The following is a 17,617-nucleotide window of genomic DNA, read 5'->3' on the forward strand; positions in this document are numbered from 1 at the left end:
GGGCAACCCTACGGCTGGGCTACCTTTGTCGGCGTGCCCCGCTCCGTCTCCTCTCCCTCCGGCCGCCGCGCCAGGATCGTCAAGATCTCCATGGCGCTGGCCGTGCTGCTCTGCATAGCCGGCTACGCCGTGTTCGAGTACGTCACCGGCCGGTTCGACCCCCCGGGCTGCACCGTGCGGGCCGACGGGGAGGGACACGGCGGGGAGGACTACGAGCTCGAACCGGCACAGGCGGCGAACGCGGCCACCATCACGGCCGTCGCCTCCCGGCGCGGCCTGTCCGAGCGGGCGGTGACCATCGCGCTGGCGACCGCCATGCAGGAGTCGGGACTGCGCAACATCGGCCACGGAGACCGCGATTCGGTCGGCCTGTTCCAGCAGCGCCCCTCGCAGGGCTGGGGAACGGCGGAGCAGATCCAGGACCCGGTCTACGCGTCCGAGGAGTTCTACTCCCACCTCGCGAAGGTCCCCGGCTACTCGCGGCTGCCGCTGACCGTCGCCGCGCAGCGTGTGCAGCGCAGCGGCTTCCCGCAGGCGTACGCCAAGCACGAGACGGACGCGGCCCTGCTGACCGCGGCGCTGACCGGACGGCGTGCGGCCTCGTTCAGCTGCACGACGGGCTCGGGCGGCACGGACAGCGCCTCGGGCGACGCCAGGGCGGGCAGCGCGGCGGAGGTACGCGAGCGGCTGGTACGGGAGTTCGGCCCCGGCGTGCTGCCCGACGGCGAACCGTCCGGGACCGCCGTGGCGTCCGGCGGCAGCGGCCGCAGGGCGGTGGCGGGCCGGGACGTCGTCGTCCCCGTGAAGGGGAAGCAGCGCGAGTGGGAGCTCGCGCACTGGGCGGTGGCCCACGCGGACGAGCTGCGCATCGACCGGGTGACGGCCGGCAACAGGGTCTGGACGGCTGCGAGTTCGGACGAGGGCTGGCGCCGTACGGGCGGGGAGAACCGTACCGGCGAACAGGGCCGGGTGACCGTCAGGACCGCGTCCGGGCAGTAGTACGGGCGGTGCCCCGTACGGGGGACGCTGACCGGTGCGGGCAGGAGCACGGCACCCACGCCGGCGCACCGCTTCCACGGCACGCAACTGCCCAGCGAACACGAAGGTTTGACGTTTCTGCTGAGCTTGACGCGGCGCTCTGAATTGCCCGGTTTTGCCCTCCCGGGCCACCGCCCTGCGTTGCGAATCCTTTACCTTCGCCGACCGCAACCTCCGGCCACTCCGGCGCGATATGCAGACCGTCCGACCGGTTGCTGACCCGTCGGCACAGCGCCACCACAGCAGAACTTCCGTAGAAGTCTTTCTCTCCGTCAAAGGAGCAACATGTCCCTCACGCGCCGGATCGCCAAGACCGCGCTGCTCTCCGCTGCGGGCGCCGCTTCCGTCGTCGGCGCGGCCGGTTCCGCCAGCGCCGCGGAGCTGCCGAAGACGCCCGACGTGGGCGGGCTGAGCCAGCTGGACGGCGACGGCCTCGGCAAGACCGCAGACAACGCCGCACAGGGCAGCACCGGCATGGCGGGCAAGGCCGGCGGCCAGACCGTCGAGTCCGCCGTTCCGGCCGTGGGCGAGGCCGTCGGCTCCGCGGCCCGGGTCGCGGCCCCCGCCGCGCAGAACCTGGCGGGCAGCACGGCGGGCCACGCCGGCGAGACGGTCGGCGACGCCGGCAAGGCGACCGGCCAGCTGCCCACCGACCAGCTGCCCGTGGGTCAGCTGGGCGCCTCCGGCTCGGGTGCCGGGCTTCCCGGCGGCGACCTGCTCGGCTGACCGCACGGCGACCCGCACGCAGTGGGCCCCGGAGGACATGTCCTCCGGGGCCCACTGCTGTCCGCGGGTCAACTGCCGGGCGCGGTACTGCCGTTCGGTGCGGTGTCCGGGCCCTCCGGCCCGGGCGGCGGGTCCGCCGCTCAGGCCTCCTCGCGCAGCCGCTGGACGGCCGCCGCGACCCGCTCGTCCGTCGCCGTGAACGCGACCCGTACGAACCGCTCCCCCGCCGTGCCGTAGAAATCGCCCGGCGCGACGAGCACGCCGTGCTTCGACAGCTCGGCCACGGTGTCCCAGCAGGGCTCGTCCCGGGTCGCCCACAAGTACAGCGAGGCCTCGCTGTGTTCGACGCGGAAGCCCCGGGCCTCCAGCGCCCCGCGCAGCGCGGTGCGCCGTGCCGCGTACCGCTCACGCTGCGCCGCCACGTGCGCGTCGTCGCCGAGCGCCGCCACCGTCGCCGCCTGTACGGGGGCGGGCACCATCATTCCCCCGTGCTTGCGGATCTGGAGCAGCTCGCCCAGCACGTCCGCGTCACCGGCCACGAAAGCGGCGCGGTAACCGGCGAGGTTGGAGCGCTTGGAGAGCGAGTGGACCGCCAGCAGTCCGCCGAAGTCGCCGCCGCACACGTCCGGGTGCAGCACCGAGACCGGCTCCGCCTCCCAGCCGAGCTCCAGGTAGCACTCGTCGCTGGCGATCAGCACACCGTGCTCGCGCGCCCAGGCGACCGCGCGGGTGAGCTCCTCGCGGCTCAGCACCCGGCCGGTCGGATTGGACGGCGAGTTGAGCCACAGCAGCTTCAGCCCGGCCGGGTCCAGCTCCCACGGCTCGTCGTAGACCACCGGCTCCGCGCCGGCCAGCCGCGCGCCCACCTCGTACGTCGGGTAGGCCAGCCGCGGATACGCCACCCGGTCGCCCGGGCCCAGACCGAGCTGGGTCGGCAGCCAGGCCACCAGCTCCTTGGAGCCGACGACCGGCAGGACGTTGCGGTGCTCGACGGCTTCGGCACCCAGCCGGCGCTCACACCATCCGGCGAGGGCGTCGCGCAGCGCCGGCGTGCCCCACACCGTGGGATAGCCGGGGCTGTCCGCGGCGTCGGCCAGCGCGCGCCGGACGACGTCGGGGACCGGGTCGACGGGCGTACCGACGGACAGGTCCACGATGCCGTCCGGGTGCGCTGCCGCGGTGGTCTTGTACGGCTCGAGCCGGTCCCACGGGAAGGCGGGAAGCCGGTCGGAGACGGGTGGCACGGGTTGACTCGCTTTCTGCTGCACACAAAGGCCGGTCCCGTCCGGCACCGGGCGGTCCGGGAGACCGCCGTGCCGTACGGGACCGTGGCCCTCAGGACCTCGAGGTCACTCGTCGTGGCTCTGCGGGGGCAGCGCCTGGATCACAGGGTGGTCCCGCTCGATCAGACCGAGCTTGCTGGCACCACCCGGCGAGCCGAGCTCGTCGAAGAACTCCACATTGGCCTTGTAGTAGTCCTTCCACTCCTCGGGAGTGTCGTCCTCGTAGAAAATCGCCTCGACCGGGCAGACCGGTTCGCAGGCCCCGCAGTCGACGCATTCGTCCGGGTGGATGTACAAGGACCGCTGGCCCTCGTAGATGCAGTCGACGGGGCACTCCTCGATGCAGGCCTTGTCCTTCAGGTCGACACAAGGCTCCGCGATGACGTAGGTCACGCTGTCGTTCCTCCTCGATAGGGCTGGCGGACCGATGTGCGGCTCCGCCGCGGGGCGCGCGGGAGCGCGGCGTCGTCGATGCCCGCACCTAGTATCTCCGTTCCCGGGCACGAGACGAACAGGAGGGGCGGGTAGAGCTGTGGAATTCACCACGGGCGGACGCCTTGAGGTCCGAATTACCCCGTCTGACGTGGGCAAACGCGTATCGGTCAGGTCTTTGACCGGGACCGGTGAACGCGCCGGGCGGTTCACTGACACGGTGGGCGTTCTCACATCGTGGACCGACGGTGTGCTGATCATCACGCGCCGCGGCGGCGAAACGGTACGTCTGGACGAGGCGGCGCTGGTCGCGGGCAAGGTCGTACCGGCGGCGCCGGCCAGACGGCGCGGGACACCCGCGGCGACCGTACGCGAACTGCAGTGGGCCGCGGCGCGCGGCTGGCCGGCCACCGAGACGGAACCGCTCGGGGAGTGGACGCTGCGCAGCGCCGGGGGCTTCACCGCGCGCGCCAACTCCGTGCTGCCGCTCGGGGATCCGGGGCTGCCCGTCGCGGACGCGCTCGCGCGGGCCGAGGAGTGGTACGCGGCGCGCGGGCTGCCGGCCCGGGTGCAGGTGACCACGGGCGGGGCCGACTCGGCCGAGCTGCTCGCGGCCGAACTGGACCGGCGGGGCTGGACCGCGGAGCGGCACACGCTGCTGCGGGTCGGCGCGCTGGCGCCGCTCGCCGACAGGGAGCAGGACGCCCGGGTGGAGCTGTCCCGCGAGCCGGACGCCGCATGGCTGGCGATGTACCGGCGCACCGGTGAACAGGCCGACGAGGCACGGCGGGTGCTGACGGGCGGACCCTCCGTCTGGTTCGCGACGGTACGGGCCGAGGAGGGGAGTCCGGCCGCGATCGGCCGGTGTGTCGTCGACGGCCGGTGGGCGGGGTTCGCCGCGGTCGAGGTCGCGCCGGAGCACCGCCGTACGGGCGTGGCGACCGCGGTGATGGGCGAACTGGCGCGGCGGGCGCTGGAGGAGGGCGCCTCGGCCGCCTACCTCCAGGTGGAGGCGGAGAACACGGGGGCACGCGCGCTGTACGACGGGATGGGCTTCACGGACCACCACGCGTACCACTACCGACGGGCACCCGGGAGCCGGGGATGAGCATGAGCAGTCAGGAGAACAGGCGGCGGTTCGCCGAAGCCGCACGCGAGGAACGGCCGGACCTCGCGCTGCTGTGCCTCCTCATCGGCGTCGAGGCGGCGCTGCACCCGGAGGGCGCGGGCGGCGCGCAGAAGGGCGTGCAGGGCGACGCACAGGGCGGCACGCACGGCGACGCTCCCGGTGACTCACGGGACACGGGCGACAGGCTGGCGGACGCGGCAGAACGGTCCGTCGACCGCGCACAGGTCGAACTGGACCGGCTGACCGGCCTGTTGCCGTACGAAAAGGGGCGTACCCCCGCACAGTGGGCGGCGGTGCTGGAGGAACTGCTGGGCGCACAGCACGGGTTCCACGGCGCGCAGGCCGACTACCAGCGGCTGGAGTCGTCCCTGCTGCAGCGCGTCCTCGAACGCCGCCGCGGGCTGCCCATCCTGCTGTCGGTGGTGTGGACGGAGGTGGCCCGGCGCGCTGGTGCGCCGGTGTACGGCGTGGCGCTGCCCGGCCACTATGTCGTCGGTTTCGGCGATCCGGCGGGCGAGCACGTGCTGGCCGATCCGTTCGCCGGCGGGCGGCTGTTGGCGACGGACGAACTGGACGTACTGGTCTCCGGCGCGACGGGCCGGCACACGCGGGTCTCCGGCGCACAGCTGCAGCCCGCCTCGCCGCTGGAGACCGTGCTGCGGGTGCTGAACAACATCCGCGCCTGGGCCGTCGCCCGGCCGGAACGTTCCGCCGTGCAGCTGTGGGCGCTGGAACTGTCGCTGCTGCTCCCCCACCATCCGGCACGCCTGCGGCACGAGCGCGCGCGACTGCTCGTGGAACGCGGCGACTTCACGGGCGGGGCGCGCGAGATGGAGGCGTACGCGGAGGTGATCTCCGCCATGGAGCCCTCGGCGGCCGACGCGGTGCGCAAGGAGGCCAGGGCGGCACGCGCCCGGCTGAACTGAGCCCGGGGCGCCGCGCGGTGGGCCGGCAAGGGACCGGCCCACCGCGCGGTCAGCGCCCGTCGAGCTGTCAGGACGGGTTGAGCGGGATGACGGCCACGCGCTTGGCGGGGTCGGTCTGCTTCAGCGCCGGGCGCAGGGCGCTCACCACGTCCTGCGGCATGACCGGGGTGCGGGCGCCGGTGCCGCGGGTGATCTTCACGCCCGCGAACGTCGTGCCGTACAGCTGCTGCAGTGCGGGCAGGTTGTACGAATCGATCAGCTTGCCGTTGACCGGCTTCATGGACAGGAATTTCGGCAGCGACTTCTGCGGGCTGAACTTGATCGAGGCGTTTCCGGCCTTGACCGTGACCAGTCCCGACATGGCCGGCTTGCCGAACTCCTGGATGGCACGGTTCAGTTCCGGCTTGCCGACGTCGGGCTGCTGCATGCTGACGGGCAGCGCGACGGGGCTGTTGCGGCCGGTGACGGCGCGGTCCCGGTACGCCTTCTCCAGCGCTGCGGCGCCCCGTTCCGGGTCGATGCCCTTGTGGGGGCGGCCCGGTACGGGCACGGCCTTGCCGCTGACGAACTTCAGCATGCCGTCCTGCGGGGCGGATCCGCCGCTCTGCCGGCTGATGCGCGTGAGGGCCGACTTCATCTTCTCCTTGTCGACCTTGATGGCGGGCTGTGCCTCCCGCTCCGAGCCGAACAGCGAACCGATGACGGACACCGGGTTGTAGTCCCGGCCCGCGGCCTTGCGCACGGTCTCCTCGGTGTCCAGGGTCAGCCCGGCCACGCTGGGCCTCAACTGCGTCTCGTGGCCGGCCGCGGAGACGGTGAACGCCTTCGTCCTGTTGCTGCCCAGCGCCGTGTCCAGCTTGTTGACGGCCTCGTGCCGGGTGGTGTTGCCGATGTCCACACCGAGCACCTTGGTGCCGGCCGGGACGTCGGCGTGGTCGAGCAGCAGGCCCGCCCCGTACGCGACGCCGATCAGGCCCACCAGGCCGGCGCCGGCCAGCATGAGCTTCGAACGGCCGCCTCCCGAACCGCCTCTGGACGGGCCGGAGGAGGACGCGGCGGCGGGTGCGCCGGCGCCGTCCGCCGGACCGGACGGCGTACCCGCCGGGGAGCCGGCCGGGCCGCCGGGGGACGGCACGCGGGGCACGCCCAGCGTGTCGCTCGTCACGCGGTCCGCGCCGGTGGCGCTCTGGCCGCCCGGGGCTCCGCCCTGGAGCAGGTCCTCGCCGGCGCCGCCGGGGGCGAAGGGCGCCGTGCCCGCACCGAGGCCGAGGGTCGAACTCGCCGCCGGCTCCTGGGCGTACGGGCCGGCGTACGGCGGGGGCTCCACCTGCTGCTGGGGCCCGGTGTCGGTCCCCGCGTCCGCGCCCATGGCCGGGAGGCCGGACTGCGGAACGGCTCCCGGGGCGCCCTGCGGCTCTCCGAGCGGGCCGGACTGCGGTGTGCCGAACGGCATTTCGCCGTGGTGCGGACCGGTCGTCGGGCCCGCCGGCGCGCCGCCAGGGCCCGTTCCCGGAGCGCCGCCGGCGCCGTCCGTACCGTCCATCAGGTTGTGGATCGCGCTGCGCGGAAAGCCGTCGGCCGGGGTCTCGGGGTGGCCGGGGTGCCCCGCGGCGGGCGCACCGGAGTCGTACGCGTCGGGGCGCGCACCCGGAGTGCCGCTGTCCGCAGGCGAGTCGGAGAAGTACGGCAGACCGCCGCGGCCGCCCGCGGTGTCACCGGCCGACAGGCCGTCGGCAGCGCCGGCGGTACCCGCGACACCCGCCGCGCCCGCGGCCGGACCCGCCGCGCCGCCCGAAGAGGGCGTGGGCTTGGGCGACTTGCGGGGCGCGAACCAGGAGCTGGTCTCCTGCGCGGGCTCGCCGCCGTCCGTGCCGCCCTGCTCGCCCGCGCCGCCGGCGGGTGCCGCCGGGGCCGCGGGGCCCGTGGTCGACGCGGGGGTCACGGGCGGGGGCGGCGGCAGGGTGCCGGCGCCGTCCGTACGCTCCGAGGGGGACTCCGGCGCGGCGTCCGCGTCCTCGTTCCCCGTGACGGTCTTGCGCATCACCACAGGCGGAATGGGCCGCGATCCGGGGATGTTGATCCGGATCCGGGTGGTCAGCGTCGTCTCGGTCCTGGGCTCGTCCGAGGGCGCCTTGCTGTCCGGATTGTCGCTCGGGTTCGCGTTCGCATCCGGGCCCGCGGTATCTCCCGCGCTGCCGTACGGATCGGTTCCCGGCGGGTACGCCGAACCGCCACGGCCGCCCTGGGGCCCGGAGGACGAACTGTCAGTTTCACGGCTCAAAGCAGGTACTCCCGGTTGGATTCGCCGCCCTATTGTGCTTGTCCACGGGCGGCTCGCCGGCGCGCACCACCATACTTCGGGGCACAGCGACGGGGCGCCGGACCGCGGAATCGGTCCGACTGCGGCTTCATCAGCGGTACTTGCGCCCGGGCACCGGCGGGGCGGGCAGGGCGATCGTGGCACACATCACAGCGGCGAGCATGCCGCCGAACAGATACACGTACGAGCCGGCGCCGGCTCCGAAGACGAAGTCGCCCTCGGGACGGGCCACGGTCAGCAGCATGACGGCCAGTGCCCAGCCGACCCCGGGGGCGACGGCTCCCACCTTCGTACGGCACAGCTTCGCACCGCCCCAGAAGACGCCGACGGACGCGGCCAGCGCGAGCAGCAGCCCGCCGGGGAACCAGCCGGACTGCACCAGCGAACCGGCCATGCCGACCAGTACGCCGAGGACGCCGAGCGCGACATAGAGCACCGAGCGGAGCCCCTGGCCGCCGGGCGGCATCGCGTCCCGCTCCGCTTCGCTCGCGGGCGCGTCTCCCGGGGTGCCCACAGCACCGCTCGCTCCACCGCTCACGCCGTCTCGCCCGCCAATCCCGCGAAGAGGTCGTCCTGCACGCTGTCGTCGCAGCCGCCGCCGAACTGTTCCACAGCTCTGCTGTCGGCTCCGCCTGCAAGACGGTAATACTCCGTGGCGAAGAGAGGCTGCCCCAAGTCGTTCGAAAGAGCGAAAAACGGACCGTCCACGGCAATTTGCGTCGCATGTGCGCGCATGGCCGCGGCCTTGGCGGTGGCGGACCGCTCGCCGCCGTCGACGGCGACGGCCACCTCCGCGTCGTCCACGACCCCCGGCACGTCGTCCACCTGCGCGACCCCGGGGAACGGATTCTCCTCGCCCAGCTTCTCCAGCAGCGCGAAGCCGGCCTCGACCGCCGAGCGGGGCACGCAGTTCCAGAAGATCCGCGCGACCGCGTGCGGGGCGCCCAGCGCGGGCCCGAAGTCCGGGTCGGCCGCGAGTTCGGCGGCGCGCATGGCGACACGGTGCGCCTTGATGTGGTCGGGGTGGCCGTAGCCGCCCTCCGTGTCGTATGTCACGAGCACCTGGGGGCGCACGTCGCGGATCACTTCGACGAGTGCCCCGGCGGCCTCGTCGAGCGGTGCCTGCCAGAAGCTCTCCGGCCGGTCGTTGGTGGGCGCGCCCATCATCCCCGAGTCGCGGTAGCGGCCCGGGCCGCCGAGGAACCGGTGGTCGGTCACCCCCAGTTCCCGCATGGCGGCGTCGAGTTCACCGATGCGGTGCGGGCCCAGCGCGTCGTCCCGGTCCGGCGCGAGATGCGCGAGAGCGGGCGGGATCACCTCGCCCTCCTCGCCCAGGGTGCACGTCACCAGGGCGACGTGGGCACCCTCGGCCGCGTACTTGGCCATCGTGGCGCCGTTGTTGATCGACTCGTCGTCCGGGTGCGCGTGCACCAGCAGCAGGCGGCGGTCCGGGGCATTGCTCATGACCCGACCCTACGACGGGCCGGGCCCGAACCTGACGCCGCCGAGCACACCGCGGACCGCAACCCGCTGCCGCCGGGCGGCGCCGCGACCTAGAACTTGATGTCGCCGAGCATTCCCGCAACGTTCGTGGTGAGCTCATTGATCGTCGGCGCCACGGAGGAGCTGGCGAGATAGAAGCCCAACAGCACGCAGACGACTGCGTGTCCGGCCTTCAGTCCTGATTTCTTGACCAGCAGGAAGACGACGATCGCCAGCAGCACCACCGCCGAAATCGAGAGTGCCACGGCGGTTCACCTCCAAGTACACACGGTCGGGCACAGGTACACAGCAACACACTTCAGCAGGACAGCTCGGCCCATGGCACGGTCGAGCCACGGGCTGTATACCCAGCACCCACCATGCGCAACGGATCATAACTATCCGTGAGACTGCACGGTTCGGTGCACGGGTGCAGAGGAGGGGCGCATATTCGATTCCGGCCATCACAAGGTGCGGCTTTCGTCCGCCCTGTGACCGGACCCGCGGCCACTCGTACGCCGTCCTGCTGGCCTACGCTCTGCCGCATGGCTACGACCTTCCCGCGGCAGTATGCACGCACCCAGCGGTTCACTCTCGGCGCCCCCCGCGCCTTCACCGTTGCCCCCGACGGCGCACGGGTGGTGTTCCTGCGCTCGCGCGGTGGTGAGGACCGTTCCCACGCGCTCTGGGTGCGCGAACTGGAAGGCGCCGAGGGGGAGTCGGCGGACGGCGGGGCGGCCCGCGAGACGGCCGCGGCGGACCCGCGGGAGCTGCTCGGCGGGGCCGAGGAGGAGCTCTCCGCGGAGGAGCGCGCACGCCGCGAACGCAGTCGTGAAGGTTCCGCGGGGATCGTCGGATATGCCACCGACACGGCCGTGGAACTCGCGGCGTTCGCCCTCTCGGGACGGCTCTTCACCGCCGGGCTGCGGGCGGGGACGACACGTGAACTCCCCGTGCCGGCACCCGTCGTGGACCCGCGCCCCTCGCCGGACGGCACGAAGATCGCGTACGTGTGTGAGGGCGCCCTCCGCGTCGTCGGCTCGGACGGCACCGGCGACCGCGCGCTGGCCTCCCCCGAAGACCCCACCGTGACCTACGGATTGGCTGAATTCATCGCAGCGGAGGAGATGTCCCGCAGCCGGGGTTTCTGGTGGTCACCGGACGGGGAACAGCTTCTCGTCGCACGATCGGATGACTCCGCCGTACAGCGCTGGTGGATCGCCGATCCGGCGCACCCGGACCGCGAGCCGGACGAGGTGGCGTACCCGGCGGCCGGCACGGCCAACGCCGATGTGACGCTCCATCTGATCGCGGCGGAGGGCGGCCGTACGGCGCGCACCGCCATCCTGTGGGACCGCGCCCGCTATCCGTACCTCGCGCGCGTGCACTGGTCGCCGTCGGGCCCGCCGCTGCTGCTCGTCCAGTCGCGCGACCAGCGCAGCCAGTTGGTGCTCACCGTCGACCGGGACAGCGGCACCACGAGTCCGCTGCACGCGGAGGACGACCCGGACTGGCTGGAGCTGTTCACCGGGGTGCCGGCGTGGACGCCGGACGGCCGGCTCGTACGGATGGAGGACAAGGGGGGCGCCCGCGCGCTCGTCGTCGGCGACCGCGTCCTCACGGGCCCGGCCCTGCACGTCCGCGCGGTGCTCGACATCGGCGAGGACGACGTGCTGTTCACGGCGTCCGCGGGGAGCGAGGCAGACGGGGCGCCCGTGGGCGATGTCGGCGTCTACCGCGCGCACTTCGCGGGCAGCGGCGACAAGGGCGGCTGGGAGCGGCTGTCCGTCGAGGACGGCCCGCACGTGGCCTCCGCGGCGCGCGGCGGCGACGTGGTCGTCCTCTCGTCGGCCGCGACGGGACGTCCCGGCGCGCGGGTGTCCGTGCTGCGGCTCGCGGAGGACGGCGGGCTGCGGCCGTGCGGCACGGTGCCCTCGTACGCGCAGGAGCCGCTGCTCTCGGCGGAGCCCCGGCTGGTGCGCGCGGGCGAGCGCGGCATCCCCTCCGCGGTGCTGCTGCCGCACGGGTACCGGGAGGAGGACGGGCCGCTGCCGGTGCTGATGGATCCGTACGGCGGGCCGCACGGGCAGCGCGTGGTCGCCGCGCACAACGCCTACCTGACGTCGCAGTGGTTCGCGGACCAGGGCTTCGCCGTGGTGATCGCGGACGGGCGCGGTACGCCGGGCCACTCCCCCGGCTGGGAGAAGGCCGTGTCCCGGGACATGGCGGCGGTGACGCTGCAGGACCAGGTGGACGCGCTGCAGGCACTGGCCCGCGACTTCCCGCTGGACCTCGGCCGGGTGGCCATCAGGGGCTGGTCGTACGGCGGTTACCTGGCGGCGCTGGCGGTGCTGCGGCGGCCCGACGTGTTCCACGCGGGCGTCGCGGGCGCGCCGGTGACGGACTGGCGGCTGTACGACACGCACTACACGGAGCGGTACTGCGGGCTGCCCGACGAGGACGCGTCGGTGTACGCGGACACGTCCCTGGTGACCGACGAGGGGCTGTCCCGGGCCGCGGAGCAGCACCGGCCGCTGATGATCGTTCACGGCCTCGCGGACGACAACGTGGTGGCCGCGCACACGCTGCGGCTGTCCTCCGCGCTGCTCGCCGAGGGGCGGCCGCACGAGGTGCTGCCGCTGTCCGGGGTGACGCACATGACGCCGCAGGAGCAGGTCGCGGAGAACCTGCTGGTGCTCCAGACGGGCTTCCTCAAGCGCTCCCTGGGCATGTGAGGAACGGCCCGGGCGGCGCTCTGAGGGCCCGTCACCAGTTGGCGGGCGGGTTCGCGGGCGGGGGCGGCGAGTAGCCGGGCCCCGTCCCGGGCCCGTAGTCGCGGCCGAGGAGGCGCGGGAATCCGTCGTCCTCGTCCGCCTCCCCGCGCGGCGCCAGCACGCACAGCGCGAGCACGCCCGCGACGATCTCGAACAGGGCCAGGACGAGCCGCAGTTGCTCCAGCACACTGTGCTCGCCGAGATGCTCGAAGAGGCTCATCTTCAGCGCGTACGAGGTGTAGAAGAGGCCGAGTCCGACCAGTGCCCCGCCGGCCGTCATCCCCAACGGCCGTGCGTACGGGGCGCGTACCACCGCCGCGCACGCCGCCACCAGGGCCAGTATCGCCGTCACCCATCCGTACCAGCTGCCCGGTACGGAGAGCAGCGCCACCAGTACGTCCTCTCCCGACAGCGCCCGCTGGTAGAGGGTCCAGCCCTGGTCGACGGCGGTGCGCAGCTCCCATGCGACGAGTCCGGCGGCCGCTGTCCCCAGGGCCAGGAAGGCCGTCACACCGCCGGCCCGGGTGGGCCGGGCGGGCGGGGTGTCGTCCTCCCACGCGTAGTACGGCCCGGTGCCGCCCGAGGCGACGGGGCGCCGCCCGAAGGCCGCGGTCAGCACGAGCACCGCGCCGAGCACGACCATGGTGATCGCCGAGACGAAGGCCCAGCGCTTCAGTTCGCCGTCGACGACCTGCATCCAGTCGGAGTGCAGGTTCCACAGGCTGGGGGCGCGCAGCAGCAGCGTGAGGACGCCGGCCGAGCCGAGCACTCCGGCGGCGGAGGCGGTACGGGCCGCGGTCACGGCGCAGACCACGTACAGGATCAGCAGCGTCGGCTCGACGAAGGAGGTGGCCCACAGGCCGTCGGTGGCCCGGGCCGGCAGGCCGGACCAGGTCCACCACACGTCGACGACCTTGTTCGCGGCCACGAAGTCGCGGACGATCCAGCCGAGGCTCAGCAGGGCGAGCACGGACAGTACGGCGGTGCCGAGGGCGCGCGCGCCGCTGGTGAGTGTCTTGTCCTGGCCCATACCCCCAGACCTACCCGGGTCCGGCGGAACACAACAAGTTTTCCGGGGCGGGAGTTGCGAAAAGGGGCCCGTGTGCCGGAGTGGGACATGCAGGCCGGCCGGGAAGGGCGGAACCTTCCCGGCCGGTTCTACGGCACCCGCACGGCCGTACGGAGTTCAGAGTGCAGGGTCCGTATATCGGTACTGAGACGACTGCGTTGCGGGTTCGTTAACGCGTTTACTTCCCCATTATCCAGATATGTCGAGTTGTCCGGGACACTGTCAAGCACGTATGGACCTCGATCTGCAAAACCTTCGCTCAAGATGCGCGACAGCAGGACACACTGCGTCCAACACCCCTTGACTGGGCACTAATTCGCTTGCAAAGGTCCGCTCAACCCATTCACACACCGCACGCACCGCTGCCAACTCAGCGGGAACCGGCGAGATTTGAGCGCGGGGGCGTAACAGCGATGACAAGTCCATCCCAGGCTGCGACTGCCGGGGCCGACACCCCAGGTCCCGAGGACACCGGCCTGACCCCGGCGGGAGGCGGAGCCGATCCGGCGATGCTCGGCCGCTCTCCCGGCCGGCTGATGTGGATACGCTTCAAGCGCGACCGCACGGGCGTGATCTCCGCCTGCATCGTCATCGGCTTCTTCGCGATCGCACTCCTCGCGCCGGTGATCTCCTGGCTGTACGGCAAGGATCCGTACACCCGCTACGACGCGATCATGCCGGGACTGCTGAACGAGAACGGCTACCCGATGAAGCCGAACGGCGGCATCGACAGCGAGTTCTGGTTCGGCGTCGAGCCGCAGACCGGCAAGGACGTCCTCACGCTGCTCGTCTACGGCATGCGGTCCTCGCTCATGCTGGCGGTGGCCATCGCGATCCTGTCGGTCCTCACCGCCATCGTGATCGGTGTGTCCGCCGGCTATTTCGGCGGCAAGACGGACTACTTCCTCGGCCGGTTCACGGACCTGATGATGTCCTTCCCGAACCAGCTGTTCTTCGTCGCGTTCACTCCGGTTGTCATGGCCGTGTTCGTCAGCCCGCAGGACGAGATGCCCACCTGGATGCGCGCCTGCGTGCTGATCTTCGTGATGTGGCTGCTGGGCTGGATGACGCTCGCCCGGCTGCTGCGCGGGCAGGTTCTCTCCCTGCGCGAACGGGAGTTCATCGAGGCGGCCAAGGTCACCGGCACCCCGCCCTGGCGGATCATCCGCAAGGAGCTGCTGCCGAACGTCGTGACCCCGATCCTCGTGCAGTCGACCTACATGCTGCCGAACTTCGTCACGTCGATCGCGGGCCTGTCCTTCCTCGGCGTCGGGCTGCAGGACCCCACGCCCGACTGGGGACGGATGTTCGCCACCGGCGCCGAGGTCTACCAGAGCGACATCACGTACATGTTCTTCCCGGGCGGGGCGATGGTCATCTTCATCGTCGCCTTCAACCTGCTCGGGGACTCGGTCAGGGACGCATTCGACCCGAAGTCGGGTCGGTGACGACCGAGCGGAGGGGGGTGCTGCCACCCCGGCACCGCACGCGTCAGGCAGCGACAGACAACCGACAGGCAGGTGCAAGGATCACCATGAGCAGAGTCAGTATGCGCAGTGCGCGCGCTTCCATAGTGGCGCTCGCCGCGGGTGCGCTCGTTCTCACGGGCTGCAGCTCCGGCGGCGGTGGCGGCGGCGGGGACGACGTCGGCAAGGACGACGCCAAGAAACAGCAGCTCCAGTTCGCCATGGGCGACGACTCCGCGTCGACGGGGCCGGCCAAGGACGTCGAAGGCGCCACCAAGGGCGGCTCCCTGACGATGTATCAGCGGGACTCGTTCTCGCACCTGGACCCCGCGCAGATCTACGTCAGCGACGAGGGCGCCATGTCGACCCTCCTGCACCGCAGGCTGACCACGTACAAGCGGGACAACGCCGGCAAGTACACGGTCGTCGGCGACCTCGCCACCAACAGCGGCAAGTCCTCGGACGGCGGCAAGACCTGGACGTACAAGCTCAAGGACGGGGTCAAGTGGGAGGACGGATCGAAGATCACCTCCAAGGACATCCGGCACACCTTTGAGCGGCAGTTCGCGACCTTCATCACCGAGGGCCCGACGTACGTCCAGCAGTGGATGGCCGACACCAAGGGCACGGACTACCGCAAGCTGCTGAAGAACGGCGGCTTCGACGGCAAGCACCTGCCGAAGAGCGTCCTGGACACCCCGGACGACAAGACCGTCGTCTTCCACTTCAAGTCCCCGCAGCCCGACCTGCCGTACGCGCTCGGCATGGCCGGCTACGGCGCGGTCCAGGAGAAGGGCGACACCAAGGAGAAGTACGACAAGAAGCCGGTCGCCTCCGGCCCGTACAAGGTCGCCTCCTTCAAGTCCGGCAAGAGCATGCAGCTGGTCAAGAACCCCGAGTGGGACCCGAAGACCGACGCGGTGCGGCACCAGTACGTGAACGCGTACAACGTGAAGTTCGGCGTCTCCTTCGAGGACTCCACCAAGCGCCTGGTCTCCGACAGCGCGGAGAACAAGACCGCGACGACCTTCACCAACCAGGTCGACGCGTCCAGCATCCAGACCGTGCGCACCCAGCCGGACGTCAAGAAGCGCTCGGTGGCCGGCTACCAGCCGTACGTCGGCCGGATCGCCTTCAACATGGACCGCCTCAAGGACAAGAAGGTCCGTGAGGCCATCACCTACGCGCTGCCGGCCAAGGCCCTGATCCAGGCGTTCGGCGGCTCCGGCGGCGGCGAGCTCGCCGGCAACTACGTGAGCCCGACAGTCGGCGGCCACACCGCGAGCGACCCCTACGGCAAGATCAAGAACCCGCAGGGCGACGTCGCCAAGGCCAAGAAGCTGCTGAAGGAGTCCGGCAAGACCGGCATGAAGCTGACCTTCGCCTACCAGAACGCGCCCGAGTGGCAGCAGTTCTCGTCCGCGGCGGCGGCCAACCTGAAGAAGGCCGGCTTCAACGTCCAGCGCAAGGACATCATCGCCGACACGTACTACGACCAGATCGGCAAGATCAAGAACAAGTACGACATGTACAACGCGTCCTGGGGTGCCGACTGGCCGAGCGCCAGCACCGTCGTCCCGCCGACGCTGGACGGCCGGCAGATCCAGGACGGTGCGGCGAACTACGCGCACTACAACAACCCGGCGATGAACAAGGAGATGGACCGCATCTCCAAGATCACCAACAAGGAGGAGTCGGCGAAGGAGTGGGCGAAGCTCGCCGACGACATCCTCAAGAAGGACCTCCCGGACGCACCGCTCATGTACTACAAGCAGATGCAGCTGCACGGCTCCAAGGTCGGCGGTGTCGTCATGAACGACGTCATCAGCTCCATCGACCCGACCCAGCTGTACGTCAAGAAGTGACCGCGCGACCGTACCCGGTCGTCATCTGAGGGCCCCGTGGTGCCCGCCCCACCGGGCGGGCACCACGGGGGCCGGTGTACCGCTCCACGATCCCGCCGCCCCACGAGAGCTGCGTCAACGCCATGCTTCGTTTCCTGATCCGCCGGTCGCTCGGCGCCATGGTGATCCTGCTGGTCATCAGCGCGGTCACGTTCTTCCTCTTCTACGCCGTCCCCCGGGACCCGGCGATGCTGGCCTGCGGCAAGAACTGCACGCCTGACGCGCTCGAGGTCATCCGCAAGAACCTGGGCACGGACAAGCCGGTGCCCGTGCAGTACTGGCAGTTCATGGTCGGCATCTTCGCCGGCCGGGACTTCGCCGTCGGGCACTGCCCGGCGCCCTGTTTCGGCTTCTCCTTCGCGAACCAGGACCCGGTCTGGGAGACCATCCTCGACCGCTTCCCGACCACCGTGTCGCTCGCTCTCGGCGGTGCCGTCGTCTTCCTCTGCGTCGGCCTCGGCGCCGGCATGATCGCCGCCTGGCGGAAGGGGACGCTGACCGACAAGTTCTTCAGCACCGGCTCCCTCGTGCTGAGTTCGATGCAGATCTACTTCATCGGTCCGCTGGCACTGGCGCTGCTCGTCTACAACTGGAACATCCTGGACCAGCCCGAATACATACCGCTGACGGAGGATCCGGCCGGCTGGTTCATGGGGCTGCTGATCCCCTGGATGGTCATCCAGATCATCTTCACCGCCAACTACACGCGTCTGTCCCGCTCCTCGATGATCGAGCAGCTGCAGGAGGACCACGTACGGACGGCGCGGGCCAAAGGCATGTCGGGCCGTACGGTCTTCTTCCGCTACGCCTGGCGCGGCTCCCTCATCCCCATCATCACCATCCTCGGCGTGGACATGGGGTCGCTGCTGGGCGGCGCGATGATCACCGAGTGGACCTTCTCGCTGCCCGGTCTGGGGCGGCTCGCCGTGGAGTCCGTGCAGAAGACCGATCTGCCCATGGTGATGGGCGTGATGCTCTTCTCGGCGACCTTCATCATCCTCTTCAACATCGTCGTGGACGCCGCGTACGCGTTCATCGATCCGCGCGTGCGCCTCGGCTAGGAGAACG

Annotated in this window: 15 protein-coding genes; 8 read left to right on the forward strand and 7 right to left on the reverse strand. The window is 71.4% G+C overall.

What is annotated here, in order from left to right; genetic code table 11:
* Window positions 1–90 precede the first annotated feature (90 nt).
* Together AC3AGO_RS13440 and AC3AGO_RS13445 are read left to right on the forward strand one after the other, a co-directional pair.
* On the forward strand, window positions 91–999 hold the full coding sequence (locus AC3AGO_RS13440) for a heavy metal transporter (protein WP_487824645.1): 909 nt from the start codon (window positions 91–93) through the stop codon (window positions 997–999).
* Window positions 1,000–1,323: 324 nt separating this feature from the next.
* Window positions 1,324–1,764, forward strand: a complete 441-nt coding sequence (locus tag AC3AGO_RS13445) for an ATP-binding protein (RefSeq protein WP_487820416.1) — start codon at window positions 1,324–1,326, stop codon at window positions 1,762–1,764.
* A 140-nt stretch (window positions 1,765–1,904) separates the two neighbouring features.
* Here AC3AGO_RS13445 and dapC read toward each other — a convergent pair whose 3' ends face one another.
* A complete protein-coding gene (gene dapC / locus AC3AGO_RS13450; protein WP_487820417.1) occupies window positions 1,905–3,008 on the reverse strand; it encodes a succinyldiaminopimelate transaminase in 1,104 nt (367 codons plus the stop codon).
* A 105-nt stretch (window positions 3,009–3,113) separates the two neighbouring features.
* On the reverse strand, window positions 3,114–3,440 hold the full coding sequence (gene fdxA / locus AC3AGO_RS13455; RefSeq protein WP_487820418.1) for a ferredoxin: 327 nt from the start codon (window positions 3,438–3,440) through the stop codon (window positions 3,114–3,116).
* 139 nt (window positions 3,441–3,579) lie between these two features.
* On the opposite strand from fdxA, the gene AC3AGO_RS13460 reads away from it, so the two are divergent.
* Both AC3AGO_RS13460 and AC3AGO_RS13465 read left to right on the forward strand, forming a co-directional pair.
* Window positions 3,580–4,587 carry a GNAT family N-acetyltransferase gene (locus AC3AGO_RS13460; RefSeq protein WP_487820419.1) on the forward strand — a complete coding sequence of 336 codons (1,008 nt, stop codon included), beginning with the start codon at window positions 3,580–3,582 and terminating at the stop codon, window positions 4,585–4,587.
* Between the two features lie 2 nt (window positions 4,588–4,589).
* Complete coding sequence (locus tag AC3AGO_RS13465; protein ID WP_487824646.1) at window positions 4,590–5,534, forward strand: transglutaminase-like domain-containing protein; 945 nt, start codon at window positions 4,590–4,592, stop codon at window positions 5,532–5,534.
* 67 nt (window positions 5,535–5,601) lie between these two features.
* On the opposite strand, the gene AC3AGO_RS13470 is transcribed toward AC3AGO_RS13465, so the two are convergent.
* From AC3AGO_RS13470 to AC3AGO_RS13485, 4 genes are all read right to left on the reverse strand, one after another.
* Window positions 5,602–7,815, reverse strand: a complete 2,214-nt coding sequence (locus tag AC3AGO_RS13470; protein ID WP_487820420.1) for a peptidoglycan binding domain-containing protein — start codon at window positions 7,813–7,815, stop codon at window positions 5,602–5,604.
* A 130-nt stretch (window positions 7,816–7,945) separates the two neighbouring features.
* Window positions 7,946–8,320, reverse strand: coding sequence for a DUF6113 family protein (locus tag AC3AGO_RS13475; RefSeq protein WP_487824647.1), 375 nt, complete (start codon window positions 8,318–8,320; stop codon window positions 7,946–7,948).
* Window positions 8,321–8,388: 68 nt separating this feature from the next.
* The gene (gene mshB, locus AC3AGO_RS13480) at window positions 8,389–9,318 is read right to left on the reverse strand and encodes an N-acetyl-1-D-myo-inositol-2-amino-2-deoxy-alpha-D-glucopyranoside deacetylase (protein ID WP_487820421.1); all 930 of its coding nucleotides are present in this window, start codon (window positions 9,316–9,318) and stop codon (window positions 8,389–8,391) included.
* Between the two features lie 89 nt (window positions 9,319–9,407).
* Window positions 9,408–9,602: a hypothetical protein gene (locus tag AC3AGO_RS13485; protein WP_487820422.1), complete on the reverse strand. Its 195-nt coding sequence runs from the start codon at window positions 9,600–9,602 to the stop codon at window positions 9,408–9,410.
* Between the two features lie 279 nt (window positions 9,603–9,881).
* On the opposite strand from AC3AGO_RS13485, the gene AC3AGO_RS13490 reads away from it, so the two are divergent.
* Complete coding sequence (locus AC3AGO_RS13490) at window positions 9,882–12,071, forward strand: S9 family peptidase (protein ID WP_487820423.1); 2,190 nt, start codon at window positions 9,882–9,884, stop codon at window positions 12,069–12,071.
* Window positions 12,072–12,102: 31 nt separating this feature from the next.
* Here the strand turns inward: AC3AGO_RS13490 and AC3AGO_RS13495 are convergent, their stop codons facing one another.
* A complete protein-coding gene (locus tag AC3AGO_RS13495) occupies window positions 12,103–13,140 on the reverse strand; it encodes a hypothetical protein (protein ID WP_487820424.1) in 1,038 nt (345 codons plus the stop codon).
* 452 nt (window positions 13,141–13,592) lie between these two features.
* Here AC3AGO_RS13495 and AC3AGO_RS13500 point away from each other — a divergent pair, with 452 nt between their 5' ends.
* The 3 genes from AC3AGO_RS13500 to AC3AGO_RS13510 all read left to right on the forward strand — a co-directional run bounded on the left by AC3AGO_RS13500 (window position 13,593) and on the right by AC3AGO_RS13510 (window position 17,610).
* The gene (locus tag AC3AGO_RS13500) at window positions 13,593–14,627 is read left to right on the forward strand and encodes an ABC transporter permease (protein ID WP_487820425.1); all 1,035 of its coding nucleotides are present in this window, start codon (window positions 13,593–13,595) and stop codon (window positions 14,625–14,627) included.
* A gap of 86 nt (window positions 14,628–14,713) precedes the next feature.
* Complete coding sequence (locus AC3AGO_RS13505; protein ID WP_487820426.1) at window positions 14,714–16,510, forward strand: ABC transporter substrate-binding protein; 1,797 nt, start codon at window positions 14,714–14,716, stop codon at window positions 16,508–16,510.
* A gap of 122 nt (window positions 16,511–16,632) precedes the next feature.
* Window positions 16,633–17,610, forward strand: coding sequence for an ABC transporter permease (locus AC3AGO_RS13510; RefSeq protein ID WP_487820427.1), 978 nt, complete (start codon window positions 16,633–16,635; stop codon window positions 17,608–17,610).
* Window positions 17,611–17,617 lie beyond the last annotated feature (7 nt).

The sequence above is a fragment of the Streptomyces sp. BL1 genome (assembly GCF_057628045.1).